This window comes from Terasakiella sediminum (assembly GCF_033100395.1).
Classification (GTDB): domain Bacteria; phylum Pseudomonadota; class Alphaproteobacteria; order Rhodospirillales; family Terasakiellaceae; genus Terasakiella.
Window position 1 is genome coordinate 60,738 of sequence record NZ_JAWLVJ010000022.1, and the last position, 15,077, is coordinate 75,814.

General features: G+C 48.4%; 14 protein-coding genes. 8 read left to right on the plus strand and 6 right to left on the minus strand.

Features of this window, described 5'->3' with window-relative positions:
- Positions 1-97: 97 nt before the first annotated feature.
- Positions 98-871, plus strand: coding sequence for a sugar phosphate nucleotidyltransferase (locus tag RYZ26_RS15995; RefSeq protein WP_317684244.1), 774 nt, complete (start codon positions 98-100; stop codon positions 869-871).
- Here RYZ26_RS15995 and pip read toward each other — a convergent pair.
- Together pip and RYZ26_RS16005 are read right to left on the minus strand one after the other, a co-directional pair.
- On the minus strand, positions 852-1,808 hold the full coding sequence (pip, locus tag RYZ26_RS16000; protein WP_317684245.1) for a prolyl aminopeptidase: 957 nt from the start codon (positions 1,806-1,808) through the stop codon (positions 852-854). The two genes, RYZ26_RS15995 and pip, sit on opposite strands and share 20 nt — an antisense overlap.
- 4 nt (positions 1,809-1,812) lie before the next feature.
- Positions 1,813-2,502 carry a thermonuclease family protein gene (locus tag RYZ26_RS16005; protein WP_317684246.1) on the minus strand — a complete coding sequence of 230 codons (690 nt, stop codon included), beginning with the start codon at positions 2,500-2,502 and terminating at the stop codon, positions 1,813-1,815.
- A 106-nt stretch (positions 2,503-2,608) separates the two neighbouring features.
- Here RYZ26_RS16005 and RYZ26_RS16010 point away from each other — a divergent pair, with 106 nt between their 5' ends.
- From RYZ26_RS16010 to RYZ26_RS16030, 5 genes are all read left to right on the plus strand, one after another.
- On the plus strand, positions 2,609-4,096 hold the full coding sequence (locus tag RYZ26_RS16010; protein WP_317684247.1) for a carboxypeptidase M32: 1,488 nt from the start codon (positions 2,609-2,611) through the stop codon (positions 4,094-4,096).
- A gap of 10 nt (positions 4,097-4,106) precedes the next feature.
- Positions 4,107-4,607, plus strand: coding sequence for a hypothetical protein (locus RYZ26_RS16015; protein WP_317684248.1), 501 nt, complete (start codon positions 4,107-4,109; stop codon positions 4,605-4,607).
- A 96-nt stretch (positions 4,608-4,703) separates the two neighbouring features.
- Positions 4,704-5,192, plus strand: a complete 489-nt coding sequence (locus RYZ26_RS16020) for an SspB family protein (protein WP_317684249.1) — start codon at positions 4,704-4,706, stop codon at positions 5,190-5,192.
- A gap of 66 nt (positions 5,193-5,258) precedes the next feature.
- Complete coding sequence (locus RYZ26_RS16025) at positions 5,259-6,866, plus strand: fumarate hydratase (RefSeq protein WP_317684250.1); 1,608 nt, start codon at positions 5,259-5,261, stop codon at positions 6,864-6,866.
- Positions 6,867-6,985: 119 nt separating this feature from the next.
- Positions 6,986-8,113: a substrate-binding domain-containing protein gene (locus RYZ26_RS16030; RefSeq protein ID WP_317684251.1), complete on the plus strand. Its 1,128-nt coding sequence runs from the start codon at positions 6,986-6,988 to the stop codon at positions 8,111-8,113.
- On the opposite strand, the gene RYZ26_RS16035 is transcribed toward RYZ26_RS16030, so the two are convergent.
- Complete coding sequence (locus RYZ26_RS16035; RefSeq protein ID WP_317684252.1) at positions 8,110-8,979, minus strand: LysR family transcriptional regulator; 870 nt, start codon at positions 8,977-8,979, stop codon at positions 8,110-8,112. The two genes, RYZ26_RS16030 and RYZ26_RS16035, sit on opposite strands and share 4 nt — an antisense overlap.
- Positions 8,980-9,085: 106 nt before the next feature.
- Between RYZ26_RS16035 and RYZ26_RS16040 the strand changes: the two genes are divergently transcribed.
- Positions 9,086-9,373 (plus strand): DUF1330 domain-containing protein, encoded by a 288-nt coding sequence (locus RYZ26_RS16040; RefSeq protein ID WP_317684253.1) that lies wholly within the window; start codon positions 9,086-9,088, stop codon positions 9,371-9,373.
- A 9-nt stretch (positions 9,374-9,382) separates the two neighbouring features.
- Here the strand turns inward: RYZ26_RS16040 and RYZ26_RS16045 are convergent, their stop codons facing one another.
- Together RYZ26_RS16045 and RYZ26_RS16050 are read right to left on the minus strand one after the other, a co-directional pair.
- Positions 9,383-9,997, minus strand: coding sequence for a class I SAM-dependent methyltransferase (locus tag RYZ26_RS16045; protein WP_317684254.1), 615 nt, complete (start codon positions 9,995-9,997; stop codon positions 9,383-9,385).
- Positions 9,990-12,995 carry a bifunctional diguanylate cyclase/phosphodiesterase gene (locus RYZ26_RS16050; RefSeq protein WP_317684255.1) on the minus strand — a complete coding sequence of 1,002 codons (3,006 nt, stop codon included), beginning with the start codon at positions 12,993-12,995 and terminating at the stop codon, positions 9,990-9,992. Before RYZ26_RS16050 ends, RYZ26_RS16045 begins: the two co-directional genes overlap by 8 nt.
- 162 nt (positions 12,996-13,157) lie before the next feature.
- On the opposite strand from RYZ26_RS16050, the gene RYZ26_RS16055 reads away from it, so the two are divergent.
- The gene (locus tag RYZ26_RS16055) at positions 13,158-14,483 is read left to right on the plus strand and encodes an acetyl-CoA hydrolase/transferase family protein (RefSeq protein ID WP_317684256.1); all 1,326 of its coding nucleotides are present in this window, start codon (positions 13,158-13,160) and stop codon (positions 14,481-14,483) included.
- Between the two features lie 57 nt (positions 14,484-14,540).
- Here RYZ26_RS16055 and RYZ26_RS16060 read toward each other — a convergent pair whose 3' ends face one another.
- Positions 14,541-14,834, minus strand: coding sequence for a DUF3253 domain-containing protein (locus tag RYZ26_RS16060; protein ID WP_317684257.1), 294 nt, complete (start codon positions 14,832-14,834; stop codon positions 14,541-14,543).
- Between the last annotated feature and the right edge of the window lie 243 nt (positions 14,835-15,077).

Sequence of the window (15,077 nt, forward strand, 5' to 3'; positions counted from 1 at the left end):
TGTGTCCTCAATTTACGTAACTTCTGTCTTTTTACGCCTGAAATAAGACGGGATTGTGTCTTTCCTGTTGGTGGAAAGTTCAAAAAATCCTATAAACATGCCCATGATTTGTATTCGTCCGGTTCTTTGGGCGGGAAGTGAAGGATCGCGTCCGCATCCACTTTCCACATCCGAAAGTCCTTTGCAATTTACCTCCATCCTTGAAGGCGACAGTCCGTTTCAGGATACGCTGGAACGGGTTAGTGATCCTGAATTCTTGCCGCCCCTGATCATCACCACGCCATCGTTGAAAAAGATTGTGGAAGATCAGTGTCATGAGATTGCCTATGACTATGAAGACCTGATCCTTTTGGAGGAAGACGCGCAGTCCGCTGCCGCACTCAAAGCAGCAGCGGTTTGGTCGAAAGAACATGGCGAAGACTTCCCGATCTTCTTTACGCCCTGTGATCATTTTATTGCAGATCAAGGTGCTTTCATGCGCGCAGTAACCGAAGCGGCCTATACAGCGCAGCAAGGTTATCTCGTCAGCTTCGGTGTGGTCGCAGAAGGTGTGCAGACGGCGTACAGTTATATTGAGGTTGGGGATCGGCTGGATACGGGCTATGCCGGGCACAGTGTTCGTCAGTTTGTTGAAACGCCGGATGTTGAGGCTGTGCAGGCATTGTTGGAAAAGGGACGTACCGTCTGGCATGCCGGTTTGGTCTGTGCCACACCGGATATGGTGAACGCGCATCTTAAATCAGAACAGACCGTGGAAGCTGCTTTGCTGGCGGAGAATGACAAACTTTGTGTCGTTTCTCTGTTGACCGCCTGGGCAGACCTGAAGACCTGGCCCGGTATCTGGAAGACGCTTAGCTTGGCAGCGCTTTAAAGGCCTGCGTTGAATTTACCAGGGCTGCACGAATACCGGGTTCAAGTGCGGAATGTCCCGCATCCGGTACCACGATAAACTGCGCCTTTGCCCATTTGCGCGCCAGCTTTTCAGCCGTCACGGGTGGGCAGACCACATCATAGCGCCCCTGCACAATAATACAGGGCAGATGAATGATGCGGTTGAGCTTTTTCAGGATATGTCCTTCATCCATAAAGAATTTATGTTTGAAGTAATGGGCTTCCAGCCGCGCGAGGCACAAGGTGTTATGCGGGTCTGGATTGTAAGACCCATGATGGGGCAGAAGCGTCGCGCAGGCTTCTTCATAGGATGACCAGGCAACGGCCGCCGGATGATGCACCTGCGGGTCCGGATCGTTTAGCCGCTTGATGTAATTATTCAGCAGATCATCACGTTCAGATTCAGGCAGGAAGTTTTTGAATTCACGGGCGGCTTCGGGGTGGAAAGTGCCCATTCTGTTGATAAACCATTCCCCTTCGTATTCCTGCCCCATAAAGATGCCACGCAGGATAAAACCCAGGCAGCGATCAGGATGCGCAATGCCGTAGGCCAGCGCAAGCGTGCTACCCCATGACCCGCCAAAGACAAACCAGCGGTTAATGTCGCGCATCTTTCTGATCTTTTCCAGATCTTTGATCAGGTCTGCAGTCGTGTTGTTTTCAATGCTGGCAGCAGGTGTGGAGCGACCACAGCCGCGTTGATCCAGCAAGACAATCCGGTAATGCTGCGGGTCAAAGAAACGACGATGAATACTGGATGCGCCAGCCCCCGGGCCGCCATGTAAAAACACGATGGGCACACCGTTTGGATTGCCGCATTCTTCCCAATAGATATTGTGGCCGTCCCCCACATCCAGCATGCCGGAGTCATAAGGGGTGAGAGCAGGGAACAAATCGGTACCGCGGGTGTAAGGCATTTATTTAATCAATCACTTCAATCTGGCTTGGGTGGTTTGCTTCTATCATAGGACCATTTTGCTTGGAAACCCAACCCCTTATTCTGATCTCTGTTCCTTTTAAGGTGGGCAGGTCAAATCCATAGCTTTTAAAGATATGGTGATCGCGTTTGCTGATTTTAACCGTAAAATCTGTGCGCCAGTTCTGCCCGAAGTTCAGATAGGTGGTGCCTTTGATATGGGCAACGTCGATGACGAGGCCCTGGACAATACCAAATGTTTCTGTCTCAATCGTTTCATCAAGGGCCGATTGCACATAGGGGCTTTCCAGCAGGTAGAGATCACGGATGAAAGCTTCCTCTCCGTCATAAGGATAGGGGATGGCTTTGTTCTGGCGGACCAGTTCCCCCTGCAGCCAACGTTTGTCCAAAAGGTAAACATGGGCAGGCTTGCGGCCATAGCGATCAGGCTTATCTGAAAGTAGGCGAACCTTGACTTTATCGCCCTTGCTGACGAAATCGAGGAGGGCGGTAGCGTCTTTGTCATATAACAGTCCGGCAAGGCGTACTGGGCCTGTTTTTTTTAGTCGCAGCTCAAAGGGCAGGGTGAGGGAGACCACTTCATCGCGAAAGGTTTGTGCAAAGACGGTCTTGACCTGAACAAGTATAAGCCCCACAAACAGACAGAATACGAATTTTGTTTTGTGGTGGTCCATGAACCGTTTCACGCTGCTTGCCATTATGATCACGTTGGGTCTTCTTCTTGTTCTGGGACAGATGGGCCGGATGGGGTTGTTGAATTAACGAATGAAAGAAAATGACATGAGCACGTCTTACACACAATTGGAAAAACGTTTTAAACGTCTGGATGTTTTGGGCGAGGCCGCTTCGGTCCTTCATTGGGATATGGCCGCCATGATGCCGCGTGGTGGGGCAGAAGCGCGTGCAGAACAAATGGCCTTGCTGGCCACCATGCGCCATTCCATGATGTGCGAAGATGAAATGGCTGATTTGCTGGCTGCTGCTGAAAGTGAAGGCGGACTTGATGACTGGCAGGCGGCGAACTTGCGTGAAATGCGCCGCAATCATACGCACGCAACAGCGCTGGATGAAGATTTGGTGGAAGCCATCAGCCGTACGACTTCATCTTGTGAACAGCTCTGGCGTGAAGCCCGCCCTGAAGGTGATTTCAAGAAGATCGCACCCTTGTTGAAGGAAGTGTTGAATCTATCTCGACAAGCAGCGACTGCGAAATCGGAAAAGCTGGGATGTTCGCTCTATGATGCATTGCTGGATCAGTATGAACCGGGCGGGAAGTCCGCCAACATTGATCCGATCTTTGATCGTCTGGAAGAATTCTTGCCGGACTTCCTGCAAACCGTTCTGGATCAACAGAAATCAAAAGCTTTTAATCTGCCCCAAGGCCCATTTGAGATTGAGAAACAAAAGAAGCTTGGTCAGCATTTTATGGAGACCCTGGGCTTTGATTTTGAGCATGGGCGGCTGGATGTCAGTCTGCATCCGTTCTGTGGCGGCACACCCGATGATGTGCGTCTGACCACGCGCTACGATGAAGATGATTTTACTTCTGCTTTAATGGGTGTGATGCATGAAACGGGCCACGCCCTTTATGAACGTGGTCTGCCCAAAGAATGGCGTCATCAACCTGTTGGCGGCGCGCTTGGCATGAGTGTGCATGAAAGCCAGTCTCTGCTTGTGGAAATGCAGGTTTGCCGATCCGATGCGTTTTTGAAATATGCTGTGCCACATATGGTGAAGGCCTTTGACGGAAGAGGCGCGGATTGGAGCCTTGAAAATATCACCAACCTTTATCGTCAGGTGAAACCGGGCTTTATCCGTGTGGATGCCGATGAAGTGACTTATCCCGCCCATGTGATCCTGCGTTACAAGCTGGAACGTGCCTTAATCGAAGGCGATATGGAAATCGAAGATATCCCGGCAAGCTGGAATGAATTGATGCAGAAAATGCTGGGCATCACGCCGGAAAGTGACCGTGAAGGCTGCTTGCAGGATATCCACTGGTACGATGGGGCCTGGGGGTATTTCCCGACCTATACGCTTGGGGCCATGACGGCGGCGCAAATTTATGCTGCTGTGAAAGAGGCGGTGCCAGGACTGGAAGAAAATATCGCAAATGGGGACTTTTCCACCCTAATGGGATGGCTGCGTGAAAATATCCACGGGATGGGATCAAAATTGTCATCAAATGATCTTTTGACACAGGCGACCGGAAAGATGCTTGATCCAGAAGTGTTTATTGCCCATCTTAAAAGCAGATATTCAACTTAAGGAACAGCCTATGCATAAAAGAATCGTTGAAAAAGCCCTGAAATCACTGGATGCAGAACGGGCAAATTATTTCAATGATGTTGTGGGCTATCTGGAAGACCTGCCCCAGACAGCGGATTTTCCAAATCTGGTCTATCTGTCCTTAAAGGATATTCTGGATATCGCTCCGATTTATATCGAGAAAAAAGCCTTTGCATTGCTGTTGCTGAAGTTCGTGAACCATCACCGCGGGCAGCTGCAGAAGATCATTTATGATAAGGAATATCTCTATGATCCCAACTGCCTGCGCAAAGTCACCAATCTGCTGATTGATGCGATTGTGGATCAAACCATTCAGGGTTATGAAGAAGGTCATATCGATACGGGCGAAGCGGTTGTGCAGAAATACACGTATCCGTATCGCGCGCTGGACCTTGTGGACCCGGATGATGATGAAAGTATAGAAGCTGCCCAAGAAGAAGATCGCAGGCGTCAGGCGGCCTACACGGGTCCGGAACGTCGCAAACGCTGATAAATTTCCAGTTTTTTCTAAACCGTGCTTTACCTGCCCAATGGAAGAGTTCTATAGTGGGGCAGTTGTTGCATTTCCTTTTTGGTGAAGGCCTTTATGGATAATATGGATACCCTACGTTATGACCGCTGGATTGAAGACGCGCTGAAAAGTGTCGTCCGCAAAGCCCTGAAACATTGTCAGGAACATGGCTTGCCCGGTGAGCATCATTTTTACATCACGTTTGCAACGGATCATCCTTTGGTGATTATCCCGGACAGTTTGCGTGATCAATATCCCGAAGAAATCACCATTGTGATTGAACATGAATATTGGGACCTTGTTGTGGCCGAGGACTGTTTTGACGTGGTTCTGAGCTTCAATGACGTGAAAACACCTATTCATGTTCCGTTTGAGGCAATCACAGGCTTTGCGGACCCGAGTGTCAAGTTCGGTCTGCAATTCAAGATGGAAATGCTGGATGATGAAGACCTTGCCGACGTATCGGAGGAGGAGGAGCCAGTTGTCGCGGCCGAGTCTGAAAAAGACGAGGATGAAAACAAAGACAACGTTGTGGCCCTTGATGCGTTCCGCAAGAAAAAATAAACCGATTACCAAAGGGCCGTCAGGCCCTTTTTTTTGTTTCACAGACCAATAAAAAGAGACCTTGAGATGAGCGACACCGTTTATCATGACATGTTCCCCATTGGGGAAGATACCACCGAATATCGCAAACTGACTTCTGACTATGTTTCCACTGTGGACGTAGACGGCAAGGAAGTGCTGAAAGTTGACCCGGAAGCAATCCGCGTTCTGACCAAAGAAGCGTTTAAAGAAATTTCGCACAAACTGCGCCCGGCCCACATGAAACAGGTTGCCAGCATTCTGGAAGATCCGGAAGCATCTGATAACGACCGTTTCGTTGCGCTGGAAATGATCAAAAACGCGACAACAGCAGCTGATGGTATTTTGCCCCTTTGTCAGGATACAGGGACCGCGATCGTTATGGGGAAACGCGGTAAATACTGCTGGGTTGATGGCCAGGATGAAGAAGCGATTTCAAAAGGTGTTTCTGAAGCTTATTCCGAATTGAACCTGCGTTATTCGCAAGTTTCCCCGGTTGACATGTATGAAGAAGTCAACACAGGCAACAACCTACCAGCACAGATTGATTTGTACGCGACTGAAGGCAACGCCTATAAGTTCATGTTCATGGCGAAAGGCGGCGGGTCTGCAAACAAGACGTTCCTTTATCAGCAAACAAAAGCTTTGCTGAACCCAAAATCGCTGATGAAATTCCTGGATGAGAAAATCCGCACGCTCGGGACAGCGGCTTGTCCACCATACCACCTGGCGATCACCATCGGCGGGACGTCTGCGGAAACAAACCTGAAGACAACCAAGCTGGCGTCTGCCAAATATCTGGATAACCTGCCGACAAAAGGTGGTGACAAAGGCCAGGCTTTCCGTGATGTGGAATTTGAACAGGACGTTCTGAAAATGACGCAGGAACTGGGCATGGGGGCACAGTTTGGTGGTAAATACTTCTGTCATGATATCCGTGTGATCCGCCTGCCGCGCCACGGTGCGTCTTGTCCGGTATCCATTGGTGTGTCCTGTTCTGCGGACCGTCAGTTGTTCGCGAAAATCACCAAAGACGGTGTGTTCATTGAACAGCTGTGTGACAACCCGGCTGACTTGCTGCCAACTGCCGAAGCAGAAGGTGTGGAAGAGGTCGCGATTGATCTGAACCAGCCGATGGATGAAATCCGCAAGACCCTGTCCGGCTATCCGGTGAAAACACGTGTGAAAATGACCGGGACCATGATCGTTGCGCGCGATATCGCACACGCCAAACTGAAAGAATTGTTGGATTCAGGTAAAGAACTGCCACAATACTTCAAAGACCACCCGGTTTATTATGCAGGTCCGGCGAAAACACCTGAAGGCTATGCGTCTGGTTCTTTCGGTCCGACAACAGCAGGTCGTATGGATGCCTATGTTGATTTGTTCCAGGAAAATGGCGGCTCCATGATCATGGTTGCCAAAGGGAACCGTTCACAAGCGGTGACAGATGCCTGTAACAAGCATGGCGGTTTCTATCTGGGCTCCATCGGTGGTGTTGCAGCGGAATTGACCAAACAATCTATCAAATCCATGGAATGTATCGAATATCCAGAACTGGGCATGGAAGCTATCTGGAAAATCGAAGTCGAAGACTTCCCAGCATTCATCATTGTGGATGACAAAGGTAACGACTTCTTCAAAGAATTCGTCTGAGTTTGACGTCTTTTATAAAAGCCCCGTATCTGAAAAAGGTGCGGGGTTTTTTGTTGCATTGTTGTATCTTCCTCAAATGCCCATATACTGTAAGAAGTTGAAATGGCTTGTAAATGAAGATGAAGAAAATAAACATCGCATCTGTAATTGCAATTTTATCGCTGTTGGCAGTCTTAAGTCCTGCACGGGCGGATATGCAGATCAATGGGTATTTTCATAAAAATGCGGATCAGAAAGCCGGACTTGCCGGGCGGTTGGATTTGGCTGGTCCGCAGAAGATGTTGCTTCAATTCCCGCAAAAAACGGATAAGCAATATCGCATTGCCTTGGTGGTGCCACAACTGGATGACACTTGGCAGACATTTGCCTATGCGGTCCATAAGGCATCAGAAGATTTTAAGCTGAAGTTGCAGGTTTATTCCGCCCAAAGTTATCTGAATATTGGTCAGCAGATTAAGCTCCTAACGCGGGACGCTATTAACCATGACGGTGTATTGCTGGCAGCCAATGACAGTTACAAACTGGCGCGTGCCATTAATGAGGCGGCTAAAAAAGTTCCGGTTGTTGGTTATGCCAATGAAGTTTATGCCGAAGGGATCAGTGCCAAGGCCATGGTTTATTATCATGATGCAAGCTTTGGGCTGGGAAAATGGGTGATTGATCATATTCAACAGACAAAACCGACAGGCAAGGTGCGCATTGCTATTGTGATGGGGCCGGAAGGGGCTGCCTGGTCCAACGATATGATTTCCGGTTTCCGCGATGCCATTGAAAATGACGACAGAATAAAGGATCGCGTGGAAATTGTCACTCAACTGCATGGTCATACAAAGCCTAAGATGCAGGAACGCCTGGTGCGTGTCGCTTTAAAACATAATGACAATATAGATTATATGCTGGGCACGGCACCGGCGGTTGAACGCGCAGTTTTTATCAAAGATGAGTATAAAGACAAACACCCGAACTTGAAACTAATCGCACCTTACATCAATGGCGATCTTTATAAAGGATTGAAGCGCGGTGACATTCTGGTCGCGGTGAATGATCAGATGATTGATATGGGGAAAATTGCGGTTGTTAATCTGTTGCGTCTCATGCACGGTGAAACACCGGATGTTGAAAAAGGTGATTTCGCTTTCGTCAGCGGCCCGCAAACCAATCTGCTTACCCAAGAAAATATCCTGAAGTTCAGCTATGAAAGTTTGTTCGGACCTAAAGATTTTAAAGCTTTGGCGATTGTACGTTAATCCCCGTGAAACAGGTGTTCCCGCTTCTTGAGTTCGTCTGCCGCAAAGCGCATGAAGGTTTTGATGCGTGGGACATCTTTTAAATCAGGATGAGTTAAAATCCATATGTCGAAATAGGGGGCAGCGGGAATATTCGGCACGCGGGCTAAACCGGGCTGGCTGTCCCCGATAAAACAGGGCATGCGCGCAATGCCCATGCCTGCGGTCACAGCCCCCAGCACAGCGACCATATCGTCGAATTTCGCGATCACTTTGGATTGCGGGTAGGGTTTGATGACTTCTTCAGCCGGTTCATCCCCGCGCCATATGAAATTGATGCAATCCAGCCCCATTGATCCTTGCATCCTATTCAGATAGGTTTCAGCCCCGTAATACATGCAGTTTTGGGAAAAAGCTTTTCGACCCCACAAGCTGTTGTCTGGTTCATTGATTGCACGGATGGAGACATCAGCTTCGCGACGATGCAAATTAACCGTATCTGTCGTGGCCATCAGGGTCAGGTCAATCTGTGGGTAGACTTCCTTGAACTTGGTTGCGATATCAGCCAGATGGATTTGCACGATCAGTTGCGGGGCGGAGATGGTGAGCGGACCAGCCAACTGAATATCCTTGGCGGCAATGGAAACATCCAGTTCCAGAACATGTCGTTCAATTTCTTTTGCGCTTTCCACACAACGTTCCCCATGACTGGTAACTTTCAATCCAGTAGGCAGGCGGTCAAACAGCCGCACACCCATCTGTTTTTCAAGCGAAGAAATCCGCCGGGAAACCGTGGTGTGGTTGACCCCAAGCGACCGTGCTGCCGCGCTTAATCCGCCATGGCGTTGCACATATAAAACATATTTTAAATCATCCCAGCTTTGCATACGTGCATTATTGCACAGGCTGGTTGAATATTTATAGGATTTTCGCACATGTATTTTGGCGATATGTTCCTTGCATCATACAACGTCATTTAAACAGGAGAATATCATGACGGTTTATGTTGTTGCCCAAGCCCGTGGTGTTGATAAAGACGCGTTGACGCAATATCGCGAACATGCCCCTGGTGCTCTAAAAAAACATGGTGGGGCTTTGGTGAAATCAAGTGCGAATTTAATCACGCTTGAAGGCGCAGAAAATGAAACAGATATGCTTGTTCTGCTATCATTTCCTTCAGAAGAGGCTGCACAGAACTGGCGCTATGATGAAGAACTTTCCCATGTCCATGACCTGCGCATGAAAGCGGCAAACTGGAGTATTCAGTTGTTAGGCGCTTAAAAGCTTCAGCTATTTGCGCGCAACACAGCGGGTGACATAGCCCAAACCACCATTGTGGAAGCTGGATTGTTTGACCTCGCGTTCTGTTTCTTCCAGAAGCAGGATGTCGTAGGGGGAAAAATCAATTTTCAGGTCGTCCGCTGTGTAGCAAAGCTCTTTGATCTTCGGCCCACCGCAATCGCGCCCCACGTTATTGGGGTGAAAGACTTCTAAAATCAGATGACCGCCTTTTTTAAGACTGCGCATCATCTGATTATGCATATGTCTTCGTTCCTGTGGCGGGAAATATAGATGAAGGCAGGCCACGCCATCAAAGGCAGTTTCCGGCCAATCCCATTCCAGCAAATCTGCGCAGACACCCTGAAAAATAGGGCTGATATTTTTGAGTTTTGCCTGTTCCGTAGCTTTTCGAACACCGTTTTGGGCACCATCAACGGATAGAACCTCAAACCCTTGTTCGGCAAGCCAGATCCCGTTGCGCCCTTCGCCGTCACCCACGGCCAGAATACGACCGCCATTTGCAAGGTGATGGGTTTGTGTGGTTAAAAACTCATTTGGGGTGCTGCCAAATACAAGGTCATTTCCTTCATATTTCTTATTCCAATGTTCAATCACTCTATTCATCGGGATCTAGCGGTCCATTTTGTTTAACCAATAGTCTAAAGGCTTCAATCGGCACGGGCGGGCTGTAGAAATAGCCCTGAATATACCCGCAGCCATCGGCTCTTAATTTTGCCAGTTGTTCTTCGGTTTCAACCCCCTCGGCGACGACATCCAGTTTTAAACTTTCCGCCAGCGATAAAATTGCAGAAACCAGGGCAACGGCCTCAGCATCATTAGGCAAATCCAGAATAAATGCACGATCTATTTTCAATGTTGTGATCGGAAAACGCCTTAAATAACTAAGGGATGAATAACCTGTGCCAAAATCATCGATGGATAATCCAACCCCTAAGTCACGCAATCCATAAAGCTGCTCAATGATCAGATCATCGTCAGCAATCAACAGACTTTCAGTGATTTCAAGGTTCAGGCGATGGGGGCTTAAGTCGGTTTCTGCCAGAATCGTTTTGACCAATGCAGCAACGTTGGTGCGTTGAAACTGTTTGGACGACATGTTGATGGAGACTTTGGGCGGCACCTGGCAATAGCTTTCCCAGATTTTTGCCTCATAGCAGGCTTTGCGCAGCACCCATTCCCCAATTGGCAGGATCAGTCCGGTATCTTCGGCCAGGGGAATAAAGGTATCGGGAAAAATATTGCCATGTTCCGGCTGATGCCAGCGAAGCAGGACTTCACAGCTTGCCAATTGTCCGGTTTCTGCATGAATGATCGGCTGGTAATGAAGGACGAATTCTTCACGCTCCAGTGCCTGATGAAGCGCTGTTTCCAGATCGCGGCGTTCCCGGGCCTGTTCGTTCATTTTCTTGGTGAAGAATTGGGAAAGATTGCGGCCATTTTCCTTAGCCTGATACATGGCCGTATCGGCATTTTTAAGCAAATCTTCAATGGATCTGGCATCATTTGGGAAAATAGTAATCCCGATGCTGGCTGAAACAAAGGCGATATTGCCGTTCAGATCAAAAGGTTCGGCCAGACTGTGCAGCATTTTATCGACAATACTCTCAATCTGGGTGAAATCGCTCAAGTCCTGCAGGATCACGGTAAATTCATCCCCGCCAAGCCGTGCAACCGTATCTGATTTCCGCACCAGATCAGTCAGGCGGCTTGAGGCTTCTTTTAATAGCATATCCCCGCAGGCATGACCCAAGGAATCATTTACATTTTTAAAACGATCCAGGTCGATAAATAAAAGTGCGATTTGAGTGTTTGAGCGTTCGGCACTGATGACGGCCTGTTTCAGGCGGTCCATAAACAGGCTGCGATTGGGCAGGTTGGTTAAGGCATCATAGTTGGCTTGAAACAGGATGCGCTCTTCATTGCTTTTTCTAAGGGTAATATCTGTGAACAGGCTGATATAGCGAATAGGCGTACCATTATCCCCAAAGATGGCCTTGATGGAGAGCCATTGCGGATAGATGTCGCCGTTTTTTCTGCGATTCCAAATCTCGCCTTCCCATTGCCCCTGCATTTCCAGCTTTGACAGCATATTTTGATAAAATTCGTCATTATGGTGCCCCGATTTCAGCAAGGCTGGCGTTTTCCCGATGACTTCTTCCATCTGATAGCCGGTGATTTCAGTGAAGGAACTGTTCACTGTTTCAATTTCTTTCTTTCCATTGCAGACCATGATGGCCTCTGCCGCAGTTTCAAAGACGGTGGCGGCCATTTGCAGTTGGTCTTCGATTTCTTTTTTGTCAGTAATGTCTTCTTTTACACCCAGGAAATGAGTGATGCTGCCATTTTCATCCTTGATGGGGCTCAGCGTCGCACGTTCCCAAAACGTCGTATCGTCTTTACGTTTGTTATGGAATTCACCGCGCCATTCGTGCCCTGCTAAAAGAGTGGCCCACAGACTTTCGTAATCAGTTACATCTTCTTCATTGGCGTGCAGGATGCGTGGGTTCTGTCCGATGACTTCATCTGGTTCGTAGCCTGTGATCTTGGTAAAGGTGTGATTTACATATTCGATATTTGCGTCCTTATCTGTAATCACTACACTGACCGGGCTTTGTTCCACCGCTTGTGACAGTTTGATCAGGTCACGCTCTGTTTCCCTGCGAATCATATTTTCATGGCGGGCACGGGCAAGTGTGCGTAGGATTTTAAAGGAATAGGTCAGAATGAAAATCGTAAAGATGACGCCGATAACACCATAGGCCACGGTATGACGCTTCCAGTTTGCATAGACAACACTTTTGACACTGCGGGTGAGAATCACAAGGTCGTAGCCTGGAACTTTGGTCAAAACGCATAGGCAATGCGGCAAGGCATATTGACGTTCGGACCCGGTTTTAAAGCTCTCAATGATGTCCGGAATTTTCATCCCCTCATGGCTGGAGAGAAGAAAACCGTTCTGATCCAGTATTGCGAACTGATGTCTACTGTCCGGATGGGTACTTGAATACATATCTTCAAGAACACCCGTGTTGATGCGCGCCAGAAGATACGCGCGCAGGCTGCCAGATTTGTCATAAACCGGGTGGCTCAGGGCAATGGCTCCTTTATAGGGCAGGGGGCTGATGTTCATTTGCTTCTGATCACTGATGAGTTCACGCAAGACCAGCGGATGCAGATAGCCCGGGATTTTCGATCCTGCTTTTTCAAAACGGTGTTTGTAGGTAACAATATGTTGGCCATTGGGCGTGATGAGACGTACGTCTTCCAAGTCATAAATCCCGGCAAAGGTGCTGGACAGTAGATCATGGGCTGCGATTCTGTTTTGGGTTAGCTCGTCCCAGTTATTTGAAAAACGTTTGACTGACTGATCAATGGCATTATTGGCATTTTTAAAAATGATCAGGCTGTGATGAGAAATCTGATTGCCAAGGTCAATGATCTCATGCTGGCTTTTCTGCCGTTCATTGACATAGTTTTCCCAGGCAATTCCGGCTCCGATTGCCCACAGCACCACACATAACAAGGTTCCACCCAGAAAGATGTTGCTGTGTATTCCGGTTTTCTTATCCGCCGTGCTCTGGGGTGAGGTTTGTGTGCCCATAACGCGCCATCCCCTTTTTTATACCCTGTTTGGATATTATAGCATTAGTTCAACCGTTGATCCTGACTAATGTCAAAAGAGTTTCTTTTTGCAGTTGCGAAAAGATGCTTTATGTTGTTCAAATGTTTTGAATAACGCGGAAATAGAAAAGGGGGAATTCCCGTGTCACTTTATAACGACTTATATGAATCCAAAAAAACAACCGCGCATGATGCGGTTGCCAGTATCGCGGACCGTTCCAACCTGATTTTGGGCATGAGCGTTGCCATGCCACCGGCTTTGATGGAAGCTGTCGCCAGCCGGGCCAAGCAAGGCTGGTTCACCAAACTGAATGTTTATTACATGCATGCCAGCGAAGCTGCGACAGAATCGCTTTTTGTGCCGGAACTGATGGGGGTGATTAAACCTCATCCTTTATTCATGAGCGGCCATGACCGACAGTTGGCGAAACAAGGCTATGAACAAGGCGAAGAATGGGTCAATTTTGTTCCTTGTCTTTTCCACCAGGCTGGACGCTTGCTGACAGAATCCATCTCACCGGATTGTTTCGTGGTGACCGTGTCTAAAATGGATAAGGCGGGTTACTTCTCTTTGGGAACGAACCCGGATTACGGTGCCACTGTTGTGCGCAAAGCCAAAAAGATTATCGTTGAAGTAAATGAAAATATGCCACGCACTTTCGGGGAATGTCTGCTGCATATCTCTGATGTGGACATGATCGTTGAAAATAGCCCGCCTTTGATGGAAATTCCACGCGGTGGCCCAGGCGGTATTGAAGACGAAAAAATCGGTCACTTCATTGCAGAACGTATTCCTGATGGGGCGACGCTGCAGATGGGGGTTGGGGCTGTGCCTAACTCCGTGATGTCACAGCTGCAAAGCCACAAAGACCTGGGACTTCATTCAGAACTTTTCTCTCCGCCCATGGTCGATCTGATCAAAAAGGGCGTGTTGAATGGTCGCCGCAAGACTCTGATGCCGCACAAACATGTCTTTACTCTCGCTTTGGGGGATCGGGAAATGTTTGATTTCATGGATGATAACCCCTCCATCGTTGGCTATCCGGTTGCCTGGGTGAATAATCCTTCTGTGATTCGCAAGAACGAAAATATGATTTCTGTAAATGCGGCGATCGAGGTTGATTTCACCGGGCAGGTAAATTCTGAAAGTATCGGTGGGCATCAATTCTCCGGTACCGGCGGCCAGTTGGACTTTGTGCGCGGCGCTTATGCGGCTCCGGGCGGCAAATCCTTTATCGCTCTTCATTCGACGGCTAAGAAAGGCACGGTTTCGCGCATTACGCCAAACATTATGGGCGGGGCCATTACTGACCCGCGTATGGATGTGCAGTATATCGTCACAGAATATGGGGTGGCTGATATGAAAGGCCGCTCGCTCCAGGAACGTGCCAAGGCATTGATTGATATCGCGCATCCGGATTTCCGCGAGGAACTGTCAAAAGAAGCCCGTGATAAAGGGATGATGTAATCCTTTTACATATCCAAGAAAAAAGCCTTTCCACTGAATTCAGGGGAAAGGCTTTTTTTATTTCTTCAGGCGCAGGTGAACCCGGCCTTTAAAGTTATCCGGATCAACCACTTCGCCCTTATGGACGATTTCGATCTTTCCGGTTTTACCCAGATGCATGGACTGTTGTTTCACAGCCTGCATATATTTGCGCCACAGCTGTGGCCCATCCTTTGGGCGTTTGCGTTGTTCGGCAATGACTTTCGCCATTTGCTCGACCGTGAGGGCTGATCCATCTGCCAATGTATCTAAAATACTGGCGGCAATTGGATCAATGACGGGGCCTTCCGTCTCATCAGATTCATGTGTCATGGGCCATTCTTTAGCACAGGATGGCCGTAAAATGGAAGCGGGCTTGTTTCCGAGTCCTTTTTAATCGATTTATTTTCAATTATTTTATTATTATAAACCAACGGTTTAGGTAAAATATGTCAGTTTATTTGACCTTTTGTGCATTTTTTTTGAAAAAAGGTGTTTACAGGTGTTGGCGAGGTCTCTATAACCCCGTTCACCGACGCGGCGCTGCCGGGTTGGCGCTCTCGAAAGACTGAGGGA

Excerpts from the sequence above, each read along its gene's own strand:
- RYZ26_RS15995 (WP_317684244.1), top strand. The coding sequence starts at position 98 with ATGCCCATGATTTGTATTCGTCCGGTTCTTTGGGCGGGAAGTGAAGGA.
- pip (WP_317684245.1), bottom strand. The coding sequence starts at position 1,808 with ATGCCTTACACCCGCGGTACCGATTTGTTCCCTGCTCTCACCCCTTAT.
- RYZ26_RS16005 (WP_317684246.1), bottom strand. The coding sequence starts at position 2,502 with ATGGACCACCACAAAACAAAATTCGTATTCTGTCTGTTTGTGGGGCTT.
- RYZ26_RS16010 (WP_317684247.1), top strand. The coding sequence starts at position 2,609 with ATGAGCACGTCTTACACACAATTGGAAAAACGTTTTAAACGTCTGGAT.
- RYZ26_RS16015 (WP_317684248.1), top strand. The coding sequence starts at position 4,107 with ATGCATAAAAGAATCGTTGAAAAAGCCCTGAAATCACTGGATGCAGAA.
- RYZ26_RS16020 (WP_317684249.1), top strand. The coding sequence starts at position 4,704 with ATGGATAATATGGATACCCTACGTTATGACCGCTGGATTGAAGACGCG.
- RYZ26_RS16025 (WP_317684250.1), top strand. The coding sequence starts at position 5,259 with ATGAGCGACACCGTTTATCATGACATGTTCCCCATTGGGGAAGATACC.
- RYZ26_RS16030 (WP_317684251.1), top strand. The coding sequence starts at position 6,986 with ATGAAGAAAATAAACATCGCATCTGTAATTGCAATTTTATCGCTGTTG.
- RYZ26_RS16035 (WP_317684252.1), bottom strand. The coding sequence starts at position 8,979 with ATGCAAAGCTGGGATGATTTAAAATATGTTTTATATGTGCAACGCCAT.
- RYZ26_RS16040 (WP_317684253.1), top strand. The coding sequence starts at position 9,086 with ATGACGGTTTATGTTGTTGCCCAAGCCCGTGGTGTTGATAAAGACGCG.
- RYZ26_RS16045 (WP_317684254.1), bottom strand. The coding sequence starts at position 9,997 with ATGAATAGAGTGATTGAACATTGGAATAAGAAATATGAAGGAAATGAC.
- RYZ26_RS16050 (WP_317684255.1), bottom strand. The coding sequence starts at position 12,995 with ATGGGCACACAAACCTCACCCCAGAGCACGGCGGATAAGAAAACCGGA.
- RYZ26_RS16060 (WP_317684257.1), bottom strand. The coding sequence starts at position 14,834 with ATGACACATGAATCTGATGAGACGGAAGGCCCCGTCATTGATCCAATT.